This window comes from Streptomyces griseochromogenes, assembly GCF_001542625.1.
GTDB classification, from domain to species: domain Bacteria; phylum Actinomycetota; class Actinomycetes; order Streptomycetales; family Streptomycetaceae; genus Streptomyces; species Streptomyces griseochromogenes.
Genome location: NZ_CP016279.1, coordinates 5,646,417 through 5,663,981 on the forward strand (window position 1 = coordinate 5,646,417; position 17,565 = coordinate 5,663,981).

General features: G+C 68.8%; 16 protein-coding genes and 1 pseudogene. 7 read left to right on the plus strand and 10 right to left on the minus strand.

The window, feature by feature from the left end; all coding sequences use genetic code 11:
• Positions 1 to 130: 130 nt before the first annotated feature.
• The 4 genes from AVL59_RS24115 to AVL59_RS24130 all read right to left on the minus strand — a co-directional run bounded on the left by AVL59_RS24115 (position 131) and on the right by AVL59_RS24130 (position 5,304).
• Positions 131 to 2,437: an NB-ARC domain-containing protein gene (locus AVL59_RS24115; RefSeq protein ID WP_067307973.1), complete on the minus strand. Its 2,307-nt coding sequence runs from the start codon at positions 2,435 to 2,437 to the stop codon at positions 131 to 133.
• Between the two features lie 47 nt (positions 2,438 to 2,484).
• Entirely contained in the window at positions 2,485 to 2,805 is a 321-nt protein-coding gene (locus tag AVL59_RS24120; RefSeq protein WP_237281645.1) for a hypothetical protein, read from the minus strand.
• Positions 2,806 to 3,463: 658 nt separating this feature from the next.
• Entirely contained in the window at positions 3,464 to 3,748 is a 285-nt protein-coding gene (locus AVL59_RS24125; protein ID WP_067307977.1) for a hypothetical protein, read from the minus strand.
• 1,316 nt (positions 3,749 to 5,064) lie between these two features.
• On the minus strand, positions 5,065 to 5,304 hold the full coding sequence (locus AVL59_RS24130; RefSeq protein ID WP_067307978.1) for a hypothetical protein: 240 nt from the start codon (positions 5,302 to 5,304) through the stop codon (positions 5,065 to 5,067).
• Positions 5,305 to 5,885: 581 nt separating this feature from the next.
• Between AVL59_RS24130 and AVL59_RS54835 the strand changes: the two genes are divergently transcribed.
• The 3 genes from AVL59_RS54835 to AVL59_RS24145 all read left to right on the plus strand — a co-directional run bounded on the left by AVL59_RS54835 (position 5,886) and on the right by AVL59_RS24145 (position 7,987).
• Positions 5,886 to 6,596 (plus strand): ISL3 family transposase, encoded by a 711-nt coding sequence (locus tag AVL59_RS54835; RefSeq protein WP_237281916.1) that lies wholly within the window; start codon positions 5,886 to 5,888, stop codon positions 6,594 to 6,596.
• Between the two features lie 230 nt (positions 6,597 to 6,826).
• The gene (locus AVL59_RS54840; RefSeq protein WP_067307981.1) at positions 6,827 to 7,411 is read left to right on the plus strand and encodes a transposase; all 585 of its coding nucleotides are present in this window, start codon (positions 6,827 to 6,829) and stop codon (positions 7,409 to 7,411) included.
• Between the two features lie 63 nt (positions 7,412 to 7,474).
• The gene (locus tag AVL59_RS24145) at positions 7,475 to 7,987 is read left to right on the plus strand and encodes a hypothetical protein (protein WP_067307983.1); all 513 of its coding nucleotides are present in this window, start codon (positions 7,475 to 7,477) and stop codon (positions 7,985 to 7,987) included.
• Positions 7,988 to 8,258: 271 nt separating this feature from the next.
• Here the strand turns inward: AVL59_RS24145 and AVL59_RS24150 are convergent, their stop codons facing one another.
• On the minus strand, positions 8,259 to 8,849 hold the full coding sequence (locus tag AVL59_RS24150; protein WP_067307986.1) for a snapalysin family zinc-dependent metalloprotease: 591 nt from the start codon (positions 8,847 to 8,849) through the stop codon (positions 8,259 to 8,261).
• 265 nt (positions 8,850 to 9,114) lie between these two features.
• Here AVL59_RS24150 and AVL59_RS52480 point away from each other — a divergent pair, with 265 nt between their 5' ends.
• Both AVL59_RS52480 and argF read left to right on the plus strand, forming a co-directional pair.
• Entirely contained in the window at positions 9,115 to 9,264 is a 150-nt protein-coding gene (locus tag AVL59_RS52480) for a hypothetical protein (RefSeq protein ID WP_159400042.1), read from the plus strand.
• Between the two features lie 165 nt (positions 9,265 to 9,429).
• On the plus strand, positions 9,430 to 10,395 hold the full coding sequence (gene argF, locus AVL59_RS24155; RefSeq protein WP_067307988.1) for an ornithine carbamoyltransferase: 966 nt from the start codon (positions 9,430 to 9,432) through the stop codon (positions 10,393 to 10,395).
• A gap of 493 nt (positions 10,396 to 10,888) precedes the next feature.
• Here the strand turns inward: argF and AVL59_RS49170 are convergent.
• From AVL59_RS49170 to AVL59_RS24180, 5 genes and pseudogenes are all read right to left on the minus strand, one after another.
• A pseudogene (locus AVL59_RS49170) lies at positions 10,889 to 11,706 on the minus strand (IS5 family transposase).
• Positions 11,707 to 13,048: 1,342 nt separating this feature from the next.
• The gene (locus AVL59_RS24170; RefSeq protein ID WP_159400043.1) at positions 13,049 to 14,494 is read right to left on the minus strand and encodes a protein kinase domain-containing protein; all 1,446 of its coding nucleotides are present in this window, start codon (positions 14,492 to 14,494) and stop codon (positions 13,049 to 13,051) included.
• Positions 14,495 to 14,660: 166 nt separating this feature from the next.
• Positions 14,661 to 14,915, minus strand: a complete 255-nt coding sequence (locus AVL59_RS24175) for a hypothetical protein (RefSeq protein WP_067307999.1) — start codon at positions 14,913 to 14,915, stop codon at positions 14,661 to 14,663.
• A 377-nt stretch (positions 14,916 to 15,292) separates the two neighbouring features.
• Positions 15,293 to 15,442 (minus strand): hypothetical protein, encoded by a 150-nt coding sequence (locus AVL59_RS52485; RefSeq protein ID WP_159400044.1) that lies wholly within the window; start codon positions 15,440 to 15,442, stop codon positions 15,293 to 15,295.
• A gap of 132 nt (positions 15,443 to 15,574) precedes the next feature.
• Positions 15,575 to 16,045, minus strand: a complete 471-nt coding sequence (locus tag AVL59_RS24180) for a hypothetical protein (RefSeq protein WP_067317691.1) — start codon at positions 16,043 to 16,045, stop codon at positions 15,575 to 15,577.
• A 335-nt stretch (positions 16,046 to 16,380) separates the two neighbouring features.
• Between AVL59_RS24180 and AVL59_RS24185 the strand changes: the two genes are divergently transcribed.
• Together AVL59_RS24185 and AVL59_RS24190 are read left to right on the plus strand one after the other, a co-directional pair.
• Positions 16,381 to 16,737, plus strand: a complete 357-nt coding sequence (locus tag AVL59_RS24185) for a hypothetical protein (RefSeq protein ID WP_067308002.1) — start codon at positions 16,381 to 16,383, stop codon at positions 16,735 to 16,737.
• A 309-nt stretch (positions 16,738 to 17,046) separates the two neighbouring features.
• Positions 17,047 to 17,547, plus strand: a complete 501-nt coding sequence (locus AVL59_RS24190; protein ID WP_159400045.1) for a hypothetical protein — start codon at positions 17,047 to 17,049, stop codon at positions 17,545 to 17,547.
• The last annotated feature ends 18 nt before the right edge of the window (positions 17,548 to 17,565 follow it).

Genomic DNA, 17,565 nt, shown 5'->3' on the forward strand with positions numbered 1-17,565 from the left:
TGGTCAAGGGGGCAGTGCCATTTCCCGGGCTGGTACCGGGCGGCGACGACCGGCCGGCACGCGGGCTTCGAGTCGTGGCTGGAGCGGGACCGTCCGTCGCCGCCCGCCGCGGCAGGCCGTGACCGCAGGCTCACCGGTTTCGGATGCGTTCCTCCCAGTGAGCCAGTTCTTCACGTGTGGCCAGGATCCGGGGATCGTCGGAGCCGAGTATCTGTATTTGCTGGTTCAGCAGGTATGTGAGGGAGGTCGTCGCCCCGGCGGCGTCTCCGGCCCGACCGCGCCAGTGCGCGTGGCTGTGGTGCGCGTCAAACACCTTCAACCAGTTGGAGAGCGCCGTCAGGTTTTCCAGGCCGCTCCGGTACGGCCCGGTGCCGCTCTCCTGCGGATGCTGGAGACCGCCGTGCTGGCCCAGCACACGGATCAGATCGGCCAGGAGTGCTTCATACGCCATCGCCGCTCCGTACAGGTCCCCCGACTCACCCTGCCAGCGTGCGAGTTCGGCTCGCGTGTCGAGGACCGCCGTGGAGTCCGGGAACGAGTGCTGTTGCAGCAAGTACAGGAGTTCGGTGTATGCGGCTACCGCACCGGCCGCGTAACCCGCGGCGCCGCGCCAGCGCCCCAGAGCGGCCCGGGTGTCCAGGGTGCGCTTGTGGTGGGGGCCGAAGAAGCGACACTGCTGGTCGAGGATCGCTTCGTACGCCGTCACGGCCCCGGCCGCATCGCCGGACTCGCCCTGCCAGTGGGCCTGACGGAGGCGGGCGAATTCGAGGCCCGGAGAGTAGGGCCCCTGGTGGTGAAGTGCCACACCTGCCAGCCGCTCGAAGTAGGCGACGGCTGCCTGTGCCTGGCCGGTCGTCCCCAGCACCTCACCGACCTGGTAGAGCAGCTCATGGTCGGACGGGCTCGGGCCGTTGCCCGAGAGGCCGGACCACGCCTCGGGTCTGGAGTACGGCATGCCCGACCAGAGAGCCGAATCGGCGTGCCCGCGGAGCACGTCGACAGCGTCGACGAGTACAGGGACGAAACCGGGGTCCACGGTGTTGGTCATCTTCAGATGCCCGTGGAACGGGTCGACGGTGAGTGCCGGGGCGGAACCGGGTTCCCCCTGAGCGTCGGCCGCCAGCACCAGAGCTGACGCGACTTTCGAGGCGAGTTCCCGCACCCGGTCAACGGACAGTGCCTCGCGCGTCGCGCGCTGCAGTACCGGGTGCACGCGCACCGCGCGATACGAGGCACCTGGTGTGTATTCGATGATCCCCAGGCCGTCCATCAAACGGAGCGCACCCTGCACCTCGTCCGCCCGGAGCATCTGCCCGGACCCCGCAGCGACGCGGTGCGTCTGGAGGTACTCCGCGGCGGCGGAGTTGGTGAAGACGGATTCAGGCATCCCCGCGGCAGGGAGCAAAGAGGCCAGCTCCAGCAGGGGACGGGCCAGACCGCCTGCGGGCATCCCGTCGGCCCGCTCCAGCGACGACCGCCACGCCTCGGGCACGGCGACGTTCTGCCCGTCGGGCAACGCGCCCGGCCCGGGCACGAGTTCGGCGAGCGGCTGCCCACGGCGAGGCCGACCCCCGCCCCATTTGTCAGGCCCACTGAGCAAGTCGTACTCGTCCAGCAGGCGGACATACGCCGCCAAGCCGAGTTCCGCGCCGGCCAGATAGGCAGCCGCCTGCGACAGGGCCAACGGGAGGTGTCCCAACATCCCGGCAAGGGTGGCGAGTTCATCGGCCGCAGCCCCCGCACACCCGTACTCGGCCAGCGCCTCGGAGAGGTAAGCCGTCGCCTCGTGGGGCGTGAATCCTGCCACGGGGACGACAAGGCGGTTCAGTCCGGGCTGGGCGATGTCCCGGCGCCGTGTGGTGACCAGGACCCGGCCGTCCGGGTGATCGGGCGGCCACAGGCCCTGCAGATCCCCGGGGTCGGCCACGCCGTCCAGGACGATCAGCCAACGGCGTTCCGAGCCCTCGGCGTCGGGCCGCAGCCAGGCGAGGAACGCCTGTGCCGCCTGTTCGGCCGCGGCCGTGCCCGAGCCGGCGGCCGCGTCCGTCCCGGTGATCTCGGCCATGGCCTGGGCGTATCCGGCTACGACTGTCTCGCGGTCGGTGACTGTGACCCACAGGAGCAGGTCGACCTGTTCATCCCGCCAAGCCCCACGCGCGATGCGGGCGGCCTGCTGCGTCTTGCCCACACCCGCAGTGCCGACGAGTACCGTGCAGCGCGCCGCGGCCAGCCCGCCTTCGGCGTCCGCCGGTCCCGTGAGATGTGTGTCCTCATCGAGTGTGAGGCGCGGCTGAAAGCAACGCGACGCAGCCGGAATGACCCCCACGAGAAGCGGCCAGGACGCGGGGGTACGGGAACTGCCGTAGTACGAGACCTGGTCGGCGTGCCCGACGGCCACGCCGTGGTGACTGGCCTGGACGACGTGAGGCGTCGGCACGTTGGACGAAGTGAACGTGCGTGGGCTGGGGAGGTCAGCCGGTTCGGTCAGCCCTGGGACGAAACCGGCGGCGGAGGGGGGCTCAGATGCACACCTCCGTTGACCACCCCGGCGGCGACCGAATGATTGTCGGCGCTGACGTTCAGGTCCCCGCCGACGGCCAAGCCGCCGTCCCCGACCACGGTCCCGGACGAGCGGTGCGCATCCAACAGCGACTGCAACTCCGCGGCGGCACGGTCGCGTTCGTCCTGCGCGAGGCCCTCAAGAAGGCTCTCGAACCGGGCCTGCCACAGGGCCTCCTGACGGATGCGCATCCGCTCCGCCGACACGCCGTCGCCGGCGTCCAGCGCGGACGCGGTCTGGTCCAAGCGAGTCAGTTCACCAGACTCCCGCTCAGCGTCCCCACGCCCGAACCACACGGCCACCCGCCGACGGAACCCCTCCCAGGCATCCGTACCGGCGGCTTGGACCACTGCGGTTCCCCCAGCGGTCGCCAACACCGCCAAAGCCTCCGGCAACACGCGCCTTCCCCCTTCCGTACTGATCGCCAACGATGTCGTTGATCTTACCTTCGGCGCCTCCTCGGCACTCGGTGGTCTCTCCACAAAGGATTCGCGCGGACAAGCGGACAAGCGGACACGCGGACACGCGGACACGGCGACATCGATGCGGAGCCAGGCGCCCCGTTGGTCGCGGCACCCCCATCAGTCGGTGCGAAACCGGCACGAGTGACGTCAGAAGTTGCTGACCCCGATCACGGCGGTTTGCCCACCGCGACTCCCGCGAAGACCGACATAGCCACCTTGACATCCGATCCAGTCGGCCCAGAACAGCGCACTGCACACAGCCAACTTCGCTGTCGAAGGACAGTGTTCGTCAGCACTCGCGCCGCGCTGGGTTCCGAACGTGAGACCTGCTCGGGGATCTTGGGCCGTGCCTGGAAGGTGAATTCGGTGGCCGGCGCCAGGGCCCGGCGGGCCTCCTCGGTAGTGGTGGAGGGCTGATTGCGCTGCCGGCGTGGCACAATCACCGAGCTCTCTCGGCCCGCTGTTCAGCGGCCACGCGGTCCTCGTATTCGCGGGCGATCTCGGGTGCGCGGCGCTCGCCGGGATCACGGACCTGCTCGGCCTTCAGCCGCCGAGCCTTCTGGTTCGCGCCCTGTTTGGAGGTGACGCACAGCGCCTCGGTGAAGTGGTACCACGGCACGCCGGCGCTCCGGCCGTCCTCGATCGCCTTCAGCTGCCCGACGTCGGCCTGCTCGCGCAGGTACTGCCACAACTTCGCGCGCAACACCGCGACCTCGCCCACCACGCTTACCAGGCCCTCCTTCGGCTTACGCCGTGCGGGCAGGCCGACGCACCCGCCTCTTGGGAGTCGGCCGCCGCGCCGCTGTCCCACGTCGACGCGTCGTGGGACAGCGGGTCTCGTCCAATGGCTCGAACCTCAGCCCCCGCCGCCGGCCATGGTGGCGAGAAGACGCACGGGGGTGGCGATTTGAGTTCCTCGTGCCCGTCCGCGCGCAGGCTGTCCCGCAGCCGCCGCGATGGCGTGTCACATGTAGGCGAACTCGCGCTCGTTGCTTCGCTCACCGTCGCCCACAGCGACGACGCGCACGGTACCCGAGCCTTCGGAGACAGTTGTGCAACGTCATGGCTTCCTCCAGGAGGTCATCTTCTTCTCATGGCTTCGAGGCGGTGCGGACCACAACTCCGGGTGCCGAGACCGCGCCTGAGCCATCGGGCTCTTGGCCACCGGTACGCGAGAGAGCCCGCCCTTCCCTGTCGCCCCGTACACCCACAGGACAGGACCAGGCAGGGGCCACTGTCCGATGGCCGCGTGCAGAAACTGTCTCTGCTCCCAGCGTGGGCAGACACCGGGGAATCCGGCACCCGGCACCCCCCAATAGGTGTCACGCCCGCCGGGACAACCAATGCTTCCAAGGAACCGCTCAAGGAGCGGCCAATGGGCTATCTGCAACCGCGAGGTCACCCTCGCCCAGGCCCAGGAAGCGATCGCCAGCGACTGGTCCTCAGCACTCGCCTCACTCGGCTTGACCTGACCGAACGAACCTCGCGCTGGCCTCCAGGCGCACGTGCCGGACCACAGAGCATCTGTGCGTCCGGTGCTTTCCCGCTCGTCCCCGCCTCCCGGCCAGCCCATTGGCCGGACAGGACCGCGCTGTGCCCACGCAGCACCCTGACGCAGGTCCGACGGACTCCCGATCTCGGGTCGTCCAGGTGCAGCGACGAGGGCGCCGACGCGGTCTCGGATGCAGAGCCACCGTCTGCCCGCGCGACCGACGGCCTCGCCGCTGACCGCCGGGACTGACACGGCGGCACAAGCGAACATCCACCGAACCGGCACTGCCTGACATCGCGTGCCCCCGCGGGCGGGCGCGACGCTACCCCCTCAGCACCTTCGCACCCCACTCCAAAATGGCATGCCTGCGTGGGCTGCGGGCCAGACTGTGTCACGACCTCAGCTCGCTGGACCGGTTCCCGCCGGAGGCCGCCGCGATGGCCCGCCGGGTCGCCGAATACCTCAAAGTCCCGGAGCCAGCCACGACGTAGCGCCGGGGGCGTGCCGTCGTTGGACAGCGCGACTCCATATGCGCGGCCCCGGGGATGTCATGGCTGATCCCCCGGGGCCCATGGCGTGTCCGAGGCGGGGTCAGATCCGCCCCCGGCCGCCGCGGCGGTGAGCCAGTCGGCGGCTTCGGCGCCGGTCAGGGGGACCACCTGCATCTGGTGGGCGGTGCCGTGCTGGACGACGTGGACGCGGCCCGGGTGTGCGTTGTCCTTCGGGGCGGGGCCGGCTATCGGGGCGAGGTGCCGCCAGGTTTCGGTGGTGCACCGCGCCAGGATCACGGTGGCGAACAGCTCGTTGGCGTGCGGTCCGAGGACAACGGGGGGCCGGCAGTCAATAAGGACGTGAGCGTGACCTTCCCGGACGTCTCACAGGGCAGCGGGAGAGCCGTTGCCGCCGGGCAGTTGAGGCTGTTGTCGCAGCGGGCGGGCGGCGGGCCAGGGAGCGGAGGGCAAGACCTGTGCCAACTCGTGGCGTACACGGTCGGCTTCGCCACGAGCCTGGGCCGGGACATCACCGCGCTCTGCGACAAGGCGGTTGAAGATCGGGGTTTCCTGGAACACGCTGAGATCTGCCTTCTGAGGTGGGAGCGGCACGGCAACCGCCGTGCTGCGAGCCGATCATGTGACAGACCGAGTATCCAGTACGCGAGCCGGGACAGTGACCAGCCGCATCCCAAGCGGGCAGTCCTCCGGAAGGCCACCCGGCAGCAACTGGCCTTGTTCATGAGGTGGCTCTGGCTCGCTTTCCGTGATGCGCGGACGCTGAGTGACGCCGGACGCTCCGATCGGGATCCGGGAAGTTGCCTGGAAATGACCAGAGCCGATCTTGATGTGGTCGACAGTGCGGCGTCGTGGAAGAGATGGCGCTCCGCCTGGAGGGCCTGCTGTTACCGTCCATCGCGGACGTGTCGGTGCTGTCGCTGGACGTGAGCCACGAGGCGATACGCATCGACGTCTGCAGTACGGCGGACCGGGCGGCATGCCCGGACTGTGAGAGCGAGTCGACCCGGGTGCACAGCTCTTACCTGCGGTTTCCAGCGGACGTGCCGAGTGAGGGACGTCTGGTGGTCCTGCAACTGCGAGTTCGGCGGTTCTTCTGTCCGGAGCCTTCGTGTGCTCGTCGGACGTTTGCTGAGCAGATGCCGGGACTGACCCGGCGGCACAGCAGGTGGACGGAACGGTTGCGGTCGACTCTCGCCGCGGTGGGTCTCGCCCTCGCCGGCCGGGCCGGCGCCCGAACGGCCCGGGCGTTCGGGGTGTCCACCAGCCGCAGCGCGGTGTTGCGGCTGCTCGATGCATTGCCTGAACCCGCAGTCCCGGCCCCGCGAGTGGTGGGGGTTGATGAGTACGCCACACGCAAAGGACGGGTCTACGGCACGGTGCTCGTCGACGTCGAGACCCGCCGGCCGGTGGATCTGCTGCCCGACCGAGAGGCGTCCAGCCTGGCCGCATGGCTGGCGAAGCGACCCGGGATCGAGATCGTCTGCCGGGACCGCGCGCCGTTCTTCGCGGAAGGCGCCACAGCCGGGGCACCCCAGGCGACGCAGGTCGCCGACCGCTGGCATTTGTAGCACAACTTCGGGGAGGCCGCCGAGCGGGCTGTCGCCCGCCACCGCCAGTGCCTTCGCGTCCTGGTCCCCGATCGCGAGGCGAAGGCCGACGAACCGGCGCCGCCCGAGGAGAAGGCGAACTCTCCATGGCTGAGTGAGCGATTCGCCAACCGCGTCCGAGCCCGGCACGCCACGGTCCACGCGCTGCTGGAGCCGGCCACAGCCGCCGTTCCATCGGGCGTCAGCTCCAGATGACCCACCGCACCGTCAAGAGCCTCGCCGACGCTGAGAAGCCGGAGGACCTCTTTCGCGGCCAGTGGCAGCACAACAGGACCTCCGTCCTCGATGAGTACAAGCCCTACCTGGACGAACGCTGGGACGAGGGCTGCACCAACGCCTGGAAGCTCTGGGAGGAGATCGTTCCCTTGGGCTATCGAGGCAGCTATAGCCGGGTCAGCTCCTACCTGCGAGGGAAGCGCACCTCGCCACGGCCGGTCACCGCGCAACCGCCGACACCCCGCGTGGTGACGAGATGGATCCTCAGCCGACCCGAGACGCTTACCGAGATCGAACAGCTCCGGCTCAAGGCCGTCCTTGCCAACTGCCCTGAACTCGACGCCCTGACCGGTCACGTCCGGTCCTTCGCCCAGATGCTCACGGAGCGGCAGGGGGAACGACTCCCGCAGTGGCTCGACGCCGTCATCGCCGGCCTGACCCTGCCCTGGAACTCCGGCGTCGTCGAAGGACACGTCAACAGGATCAAGATGCTCAAGCGCCAGGTGTTCGGCCGAGCCGGTTTCAGCCTGCTACGCAAGCGCGTATTGCCGGCCACCTGATCAACCACCCGGCTCTCGGTGATAGGACTTCCCTCTACGGAAAGATGATGAGAAGGCGACAGCGTGGACGCAGTAGTAGCGATCAGCCAGATCCGCATGGCCGCTGCCAACTTGGCCATGGAACCCTGGCAGCGCCCCTCGGACGCTTACCTGGTCCAGTTGGGCCTGGACGCCCTGATGGCCGACATCGAGGCTCCCTCGCTTCCCCTGCTGGCCGGCCTCGCGCGTGGTGAGTATCCCCAGGCCCGCGAGCTGTTCGACCTTGTCTTGGAAGAGTTGGATCTGCTGCCGCTGACCTCGGAAGATCTTGCCAAGGCGCGATGGACCGCGGCCCAGTGGTGGGCCGGCCAGATCGTGGCGTGCCGACTCGATCCGGTGCACGGAGCGAAGCTGATCTATGAGGAAGCTGCAGCCGAACTCGACTACCCCGACGCGCTGCAACCCATCGCTGATCTGGCGAGAGGGCTCGACCTGCCGAACGATCAACCTCCGGACCAGCAGCACATTCGCGACCGGGTCACCTCCGCGGCGCGAGACATTCTCGCCACAGAGCGCACCCAGAACCACTGCCTTTGAGCTACGTCGCATGACTCACCGTGACCGGTTCACGGAAAGCGAGCCAGAACCTGAGGTGCGACAGCGGTTGTTCACGGGGTGAGGAGTCACGCGCCGGGGATCGTGTTCGATGTTCACGAAAAGTAGTAGCACTCCGTCAGATCGTCCCGGGTAAACCGGTGACGCATAAGGCAAAGCCCCACCGTCGAGGTACGGCAGTGGGGCAAGAGGCGAGCCAGGCGGACCTGAAGGCAATGTGCAGCCGCAGCCGGTCCGGCGTACTGTTGATCAGTCAGCGCGAGCCGGTGAGAACCCAGCCGGACCAGACGTCGATCACCACTTGGTGGCGATGCGGGCGCACCGCCGACGTGCCGGAGGCGTAGTTCTTGTCGACCTGCGCTGCCTCGGCAGCGTCCGGCTTGGCGTTCGTGCAGGACGTGCCGGGACCGTGGCCGGACATGAGCTCCGAGCACGGGCCGCTGTAATCATCGGGCAGCCCCAGGATGTGCCCGGTTTCGTGCGCCGCGATCCGGGTCGCGTCGTAGCCCTCGTCCACCGCTTGCCGACCCAGCTGCACGTCACCGTTGCCGCCGGGGAAGATCGGCCCCAACGTGGCCTGCGGCCAGCCGCTGGTCGCTTCGTAGACGTAGTCGGCCGACCCGGGGGTGCTCGTCGGCTCCAGGCGCACGTTGTGCAGCGCGTCGTTCCAGTTTTGCACGGCCTGCTCGATCGGGCCCGCCCACTGACCGGCATCGCCGACGTCGTAGGTCAGGGTGACCACAGCCGGGGTCGCGTGTGGCGCGGAGTGCGCCGAAGCGACGCCGACCGTAGTGCTCAGCATGGCCGGGACAAGTGCCGTCAGGACGGCTATTCGCTTGATCATGAGACTGGTGCGCCTCCTTGAGTCTCAGCTGCTGTCCGCAGTAAACGAGCTCGTCGCGAACACGACAACCACGCTCCCGGTCATCTGGGCTCAGCGGCTGTCAAGTTGGCTCAAAGTACACGGCAGTTGACAGCGAATCGGGCGGCAGAAGAATGGAAAACGCCTTTCGTCGGTCGTGAGTTCGATCGGACGACCGGCCAGCGAGTCAAGGATCTCGTCCGCCCACGGCCCTGTCCGCCCCGGTGACCGGTTGACCGCCGGGGTCGTGACGCGGAACCTGGACGCGATCTGGGGCAGTTGCGCCGACCACACGGAACTGTGGGCCCTGAAACGGGACGTCCTGGCCGCCCTGTCGTACGAATTCGAGTTCCCGTCCGGCCGACGGCGCGTCCCAGCCACGGAACTCATGCGCTGACCTGGTGGATCCCAGTGATCACCGACCCTTCATCCAAGCAGCCACGGCTTCCTCACTCGGTCTCACCGTCGTGGCTTCCCCAACCCGGAGGTGCTCCACCCGATCATGCGACAACATGGAGACATCGATGCCCCACCAGCACTCACTCCCAAGGACGATCGCCCGATGGTGAACGGCAAGGTCCCCGAGGACCTCCTCCAAGTCAGCGACCTGAGCCCGCAGACCATGACGGAAGTACTGGACCTCGCTGCCGCGATGAAGCAGCAGCCACTGGGCTGGGACGAGGACCTGCGAGGCGGCGCCATCGGCTGCTTCTTCGACAAGCCGTCCACCCGTACCCGGGTGTCCCTGGCCACGGCCGCCCACCGGCTGGGCATGATCGCCATCACCCTCAATCCGGACGAAATGCAGCTCGGACACGGCGAGACTGCCGCCGATACCGCCCGCGTCCTGTCGTCCTACCTCGACGCCATCACGGTGCGGACTTTCGACCACGCCGCGGTCGAGCAGATGGCCGACGCCGCGACGATCCCGGTCGTCAACGCGCTCACCAACACCCACCACCCGTGCCAGTCGCTGGCCGACCTCCTCGCGCTGCGCGAGCACTTCGGCACCCTGAAGGGAATGGTCGCAGCCTTCCTCGGCGACGGCACCAGCAACACCTGCAATTCCTTCCTCGCCGCCTGCGCAGCGAACGGCATGCACCTCACCATCGCCAGCCCGGCCGCCTACGCGGCCGACCCGCTCAGCCTCGCGCGGGCCCGCGAACTGATGGCACAGACCGGCGGCTCGGTCATGGTCACCACCGAACCGGTGGACGCCGTCCGCACCGCGCAGGCCATCTACGCCGAGGTGTGGGTGCCCATGGACAAGCCCCACGAGCGCGAGGAACGCGCCGCCAGCCTTGCTCCCTACCGGGTGGACGATGTCCTGCTGACCCACGCCCCACGCGATGCAGTGGCCCTGCACTGCCTCCCCGCCGTCCGCGGAGAGGAAATCACCTCCCAAGTACTCGACGGCCCCCGCTCCCTGGCCTGGCGCCAGGCCGCGAACCGCCTCCCCACAGCCCAGGCGGTCCTGCACACCCTCATCACCACCAACCGCCAGAAGACCCCAGGGCAACGCACATAGCCACTACTGATCACCCCATCGGCGCACTGAGCACTGTGCATCCTGAAGTCGCAGGTCACGGGCCTCGTGTGCGTGATGTCCGGGGGGCTCGTGCTGGTCGCGGGTGGATGACTTCGGCGAGGATCGTCGGTCACCGGGAGACTTCGCGGTTCGTCAGGACCAGCAGGGCCCTCCCCAGGGCGGTCGCCCACTTCGGGTCGGTGCGCACCTTGCCGAGGACACGCCAGTCCTTCAGGTGGGCGAGCCATGCTCGACCGGCTGCCCGTACTGCGGTAAAGGCCCTATTGGACAGCTTCTGCCCTCGCGTCAGCGGCCGGTTCGCCTCTGGACTCTCTGTCACGCGCCGAAGAGAGGTGAACAAGCAAGCAGCGGCGGTTCACTCACACTGGCGCGGCAATGTCTCGACACGCCCGGCTTCGCGGAAGCCGGAACGGTCGAGACTGCCTATCAGCTCGCGTTGTCGCGGATCGCGGACGCTGAGCTCTAAGAGGTCCTAACAAAGGCGGCGGACGTGTCGGTAGGTGATGAGACATGTAGCGAGCCCGAGGAAGGCTTCATGGATGTCGTCCCGTCGCTCCCACCGGATGCGCAGGCGGCGGAAGCCGTGCAGCCAGGCGATCGTCCGTTCGACGACGTATCGGAAGATGCCCAGGCCGGAGCCGTGTGGCTCGCCTCGCCTCGCGATCACGGGACGGATGCCGCGCTGCCACAGCAGGCGCCGGTACTTGTCGTGGTCGTAACCGCGGTCGGCGAGAAGTGCGTCGGGCCGGTGCCGGGGCCGGCCGACAACCCCGGCGACAGGGGGGACCTTGTCGAGCAGGGGCAGGAGTTGAGTGACGTCGTTGCGGTTGCCGCCGGTCAGCGACACCGCGAGCGGGATGCCCTGGGCGTCGGTGACGACGTGGTGCTTGCTGCCCGGCCGTGCGCGATCGACCGGGCTGAGACCGCTTTTGGGCCCCTGCGGGCCGCCCGCACATGGGAGGAGTCGATCACCGCCCGGGACCAGTCCAGCTTCTTCGCCGACCGCAGCTTCTTTAACAGCAGCATATGCAACTGGTCCCACATCCCGGCCTCGTTCCACGCGGCCAGCCGCCGCCAGCAGGTCATGCCCGAACCGAAGCCCAGCTCCTGGGGCAGGTACTCCCACTGGATGCCGGTATGCAGCACGAACAGGATTCCGCACAACGCCTGCCGGTCCGGCACCCTCGGCCGTCCCTCGACCAGCTTCGGCCCCGGCTTGGGCAGCAACGGCTCGATCAGGGCCCACAGTTCATCCGACACGATCCACGGCCGCGACTGACGTTTCCCCACGACCAGACCAACGAGCGGGCAGGCCAAAAGTCACATGATCAACCACTTCTGTTAGGACCTCTAACAGGAGCTCTTCTCGGCCCATGAGACAGCGGGGCTTTTGCGGGTCGGGCGCCAGGTCATCATGGTGATGAGTGCGGAGGTCCCGGAAGACGTCGCAGGCGGCGTCACGGTCCTGAAGGTCGACGGGCGTCACCTGATCATCACGGGCAGGCCGAGTGTGTCCACCATGGCGCCCGAAGCACCAGGCAGGTTCCTCTAACCCCTTGCAAAGCAACAGATGTTGGAGATGTCGGCGAGGCGTTCGGCTACGGGGTTTCCGTAACGCCGTTCCGTCACGCCCGCCGTTGGCGGCAGGCCCGAACCCGACAGCGGTCCGAGCAGTACACCGCTGCCCTCGACCGCTCGACCCCCACCGTCCACGACCACCCGCACACTAGGCACTCCGCCTGGTCACCCCGCTGCGTCGCAACCACCCGCTGCCGGGGCCGCTGAAGCCTCCGCCACCGCCATGACCTGCACCGACCCGAGCAGAGAACCGCCTCTGCCGCCATCGTCCGCGGCAGCGAATCACCGCACTCCCGGCAGTACCGCCGAGCCGTCCCGCCAGCCCCCACAACCCAGATCATGCAGGCCAACGCACCTCACGGCCAGGGATCAAAAACACCTACTCCGCCCCGCGGCGGCGCGGAGGCCATCTCGACGCCGAGCTGATCACCTGGCTCGAGGCCACCGGCGCCGAGCTGATCCAGCCGGCCACCGAACGCCGCCAGCGCACCCACCGGCTCCTGGACGCGGTCACCGAGATCATCAGCGAGGACCGCTGCATCCGCGCCGTCTGGTGCCCGGACAGCTTGAAGCCCGGGGTGGAGAAGCCGGACCTCTAAGACCTGCGGATCAGTAAACGGTACGCTGAACTCGCCTCCCACTACGGGAGGTTGGTGGACCCGGCCAGAGCTCGCGTCCGAAGGACAAGCCCAGAGCGGAGCGGCCGATGCCCTATATCCGGGATACATCCGGGACTCGTTCTGGAGCGGCCGCCGGTTCGCCTCCCTGGACCATAGGCAGGCCGATACCCTCGCCCGGGCCCGGGAGACTGGCGGCCGCCGCGCGTGGGGGCCGCTTCACGGGGCGGCACCGCTGACGGTGTTCGAGGCATCCGAAGCCGAGGTCCTCCTCCCGCTGCCCCAGACACCCTTCGTGCCGCTGGACCGGGCGCCCTCCGTGCCGGCGAAGTGGTCGACCGCAACGGCCGGCCCGGACGGTCTCCGGGTCATCCGCCGACCTCGCCATGCCCTGAGGGTTCAGGTCGACGTGCCTGTGAACCGGCGGCGAGGCGGCGTCACGCCGGCGAACGGCCCTTCCCGGGCTGCCTGCCTGTCCCGGCCCGGCGCCGCACGAGTTCGAAGGTCTCCCACGACACGGTGGCGATGGCCACCAGCGACAGCAGCAGGTAGAAGACGAAGAGCTTGTGCAGGTCGTCGAGGACGTACCAGATCGATGCGGTGGCACTGAACCAGAAGGCGACCCATGAGCCGGCGCCGCGTCTTTGGCCGCGTGCCGCGCTGACCAGGCAGCAGGCGGCGGCCAGTGCCAGCAGGGCGGCGATGGCGACGTACGAGTGCTGCCACCCGATATAGGCACGCCGCAGTTCGGAGTTGACCGCCACGGCCTCGGCCACCGGCCCCCAGCCCACCGCGCACGACAGACGTGTCGACCAGGGCAGCGTCACCAGGCCCAGCACGCCGGCCGCGATGGCGACCCGGCCGAAGTGAGCGGTGTCCACCAGTTGGCCACGTGCGCACAGCAGCGAAAGCAGACATCCGAGCAGAGCCAGTGCGCTGTCCGCGCAAGGGCGCAGTGATATACGGAACTTGTCCCTGAGAGCGGTTCGGCCGCCGGTTCGCGTCACCGGGGGCCCGGACGCGGTCGCCTGGACCGTCGGCAGGGACGCCTGAGCCAGGGCGCCGGCGAGGGCTGCGCGCATCTGCGCGGCATCGTCGAACCGTTCCTTCGGGTCCTTGCTCAGGGCGCGCAGGATCACCGCGTCCACCGCCGGTGGTATCTGCGCTCTCAGCCGGGAGACCGGCTCGGGTGTCGCGAACAGGTGCTGATGCATGATGGCGAAGGGCGATTCGCCACGGAACGGGGTCTGCCCGGTCAGCAGTTCGTGCAGCAGACACCCCATCGCGTACAGATCGGCCCGATGGTCGATCTCCGCCCCGTTGATCTGCTCAGGGGAAAGGTATGCGGGAGTACCGATCGCCGCGCCGCTGCCCGTGATGCGGGTGGCGGTCTCGGTGAAAGCCTTGGCGATACCGAAGTCGAGGACCTTCACGGTCTCGGGTCCGGTGACCATGATGTTCGAGGGCTTGATGTCCCTGTGCACGATCCCGCACTCGTGGCTGTGCCGCAGCGCGTCCAGCACCGCGCAGGCCGCGTTGACGGCGTCGACCACAGACAGTGGTCCGCCTCGCAGGACCTCGGCGAGCGTGGCGCCTTGCACGTACTCCATGACCAGGTAGGGCCGTGGGCCATCCGGATGCGGCTCCTCGCCGACGTCGTGGATGGTGGCCACCGCCGGATGGTTCAGCGCGGCAGCCGCGTGCGCCTCGCGCCGGAAACGGGCTCGTGACTGCGGATCGTGGGCCAGCGCCGAGGAGAGCACTTTCACCGCGACCGTGCGGCGCAGCCGCTGGTCCACCCCACGATGGACCGTTCCCATACCACCCTGACCAAGCTTCTCGGCCAGCTCGTACCGGCCGCCGAGGACCATGTCCCGCCCCACTCACGCCTCCCCTGAATTCAGAAACCCGGCGCAGCTTACGGCGCGAACTCCACGGGCCGACCGCCACCCTTCAGCCCGGCGGGTCGCAGGGCAGGCTCACCGGCGCACCGCCGAGCTCACGTGACCGGTCGGCCAGGGCCCGTGACCACCCGATTCCGGGCGATGCTCAGGCCGTCGCCCCGTGCAGCAGGATCGCGTCGACGAAGTCCGGGGCTCGACCGGCACCTATGCAGCCTTCGAGTGTCAGCTCCCACGCGGCCTCGGCCAGGTCGCAGAACGCCGAGGCCGGCCAGGCGGCCTGCATGTCGTTGTGCAGCGGCCCCGAGTTCCGGCCGCGTTCCACGAGCCTGTCGGTCCGGACGACGATCGCCTTGGCCCGCGTGCCGGGCTCGGGCAGACCCGAGACGTCCGGGCTCGACATAGACCAAGTTCCGCAGTTGGGCTAACGACGTGTACTCGGCGACCGGGGCGTTTAGTCGGCGACCGGCGTGGTCAGTACCCGCTCCACGGGTGTGGCGTCCGCCGCCCTGGCCCATCCGACCCACCCGGCCCACCCGGCCCGTCACGCACGTGCTGACGCACTGCGCGGCCATCTACGCACCTGCCAGTGCCGGACGCCGGGCTGCCGGCCGGTGGAACCGGTCAAGCACATGGCCACCCGCTTCCCTCGCCGCGATCTTGATCTGGGCTCGCAGATGACCAGAGGAAGGTGATTGGCCTGAGACCCCCTACAGGAAGCCTCAGGGCCAGAGTCAGCCGTTCTCGCCGTAGGCCGCTTGTCGGCTGGCCGACGCTCTCCTAGGTCTCGCTGCCGAGGATCTGGACGGTCCGGAAGGTGAGGAGGACTACGTCGACCCGGAGCGCGTTGCCCGGGGTAGGCCGCTGGAATCCGCGGGCGGGGTGCCAACTGGAGTTGACGGGGTACCCCGAGACGTACGGCATCCGCATCGGCGCAAGTGGTCAGGTGAGCACCCGCCGCCAGGCGTTCCGACAAGCGCACCAGGTTCTCACGCTCACGAGCAGATTCCGCGAGTGGAGCCAGGAACTTGCCCGTTCATCCGGGCATTCGGAACTCGCTCCTCAAGCGATCCATGCTTCGCTGTGCCGATGCCGGTCCAACCCCACGGCTGAGAACTCGTCCTCACCGGCGCTTGCCACGACGCCCAACCGCCGAAGTGCCTGAGAGATGGGACTGCCAGCAGGCGGAATCGGCTGGCCCTCCCGCACACGGACCGGCCCCAGCACAATGGTGCCGGCATCCCAGACGGCAGCCTGCTGCTCGCCCACACCGCCGAAGTACTCGGCTTCCACGTAGGCCACCGGCCCAGCGGCAGACCAGTCGGCCAGGGTCTTTCCGAACCCTCCCGGCAGCCGCCAGAACCCCAAAGCGCCCACGTCACTGCCGTCTGCGACGGAGTCGAAGAGGGCGTCTGTCACAGGCATCAGCGACAGGCCCTGCCCGATCGATGCCAGCCGCGCAGCAGGCAGGTCACACACCGCGCCACGCAGCACTTCCCCGCCAGCGATCACTGCTTGCAGGTCGTAACCCATACCAGCTCCCCCTCCACCGATCGGAGCCCCCATCTTGTCGCGGACGCCGAAGCCGAACCCGCACGGCACCCCCGACCAGGACCACCACACCCCCAGCGGGTCCTCGCCAGAGCACCGTCCAGATTCATCGAGCCCGCTGGTTTCGGTGTACGACAGCGGCCGGGCACCGGCGTTCCCGCGGACGAAAACCCAGCTGGTCGGGGTGCGACGCAAGCCCGCCGTGGGGCAGCCGCCGGTCACGTACATCTACACCGGTGGTACGGGGCCGGGTGTCCTTGTGAGAGCCGGAGCAGTCGGCGAAGACGCGGCCGCCGTCGGCCCCGGAGCGCCAGCAGATGCAACAGCGGCGCACCCGCACCGGCCGCGGCGAAGTGTTCCCGCGCCTCGTGTCGGGGATGTGCGGCCGGCGCGTGGACCGGCAAGCCCGGCGCCGGGCCGATCCACGCCGTAGAACGCGCCAAGACTGCGGCACCGTCTTCCAGACCCCGGCGCCGGCCAGGAGCTTCAGCGACGGGATGTGCCTGGCCTGCGACGAGCGGATCGAGCGCGGCCGCCGCGTCACTCTGTTCCCGATGGAACGCTCCTGCCAGCGCTGCCTGATGCAGCTGTTCCCGCTCACCGTATGGGCCTCGACGAGCGAACACGAGGACGTGAAGCCAGGATCGACCTGCTGCCGCAGTCGAACACCGTAGGGTTGCGAACCTCGCGCACATCGCCTTGGACGAGCCATGGGCGCCGCGCGGATCCATCGATCTGGAAGGTCGATGGCAGGCCGCCGATCGCTGCCACCGTTGCCTACGCCGCCTACGATGTGGCGGCCGCACCCAGAGGGCCATCCACGACGGTGCCAGCCTGGCGGGCGGCCACGCGGGCGCGGGCTACGGCGCGGAGATCGGCGCGGAGATCGGCTCCTTCGGAGGCCGGTTGGGACCGTGGTCGGCGGCGTCGTGGGCGGTGTGGCCGGCAGCGGGATCGTGGACGGGATCGAGGATTTGTGCTGGATGAGGGATCTGTTCTGGATGAGGAGATGGCTGGAGGGGCTGTTCGGAAAGGGACGGCCCCACACCGCGAATGTGTCCGCCCCGGGTGCCCCGGTGTGGGCCGAGCCGGAGATCCCCGATGAGGAACGGGCCGTCCTGCTTGTCGGCATCCTTGACGACCCCATGGCTCGCGAGGACGAGAAATACGACGCAGCGAGCGCTCTGGAGTTCCTTTCAGGTCCGTTCGTCGAATCGAGCCTGGCCCGGACCATCCGCGCCGAGGACTTCACGAGCGTGCTGGCCCAGCACTGCGCGGAGTCCCTCGGCGGGATCTGGGCCAGGACCGGCCGGGTGAACGCCGACTTCATGGCGGAGCTGCGGGGGCCGGCCAAGGACGAAGCCTTCGGCATCCTCGGCATCCGCGCCCCGCACCTACTCCCCCCCCCGGCGCCCTCTAGACGATCTTCAACCGCCGATGTAATTCCGCACCCGAGCGGTCACGATTCCCCAGGGGGATACTGATCGCGTCCGACACATCCC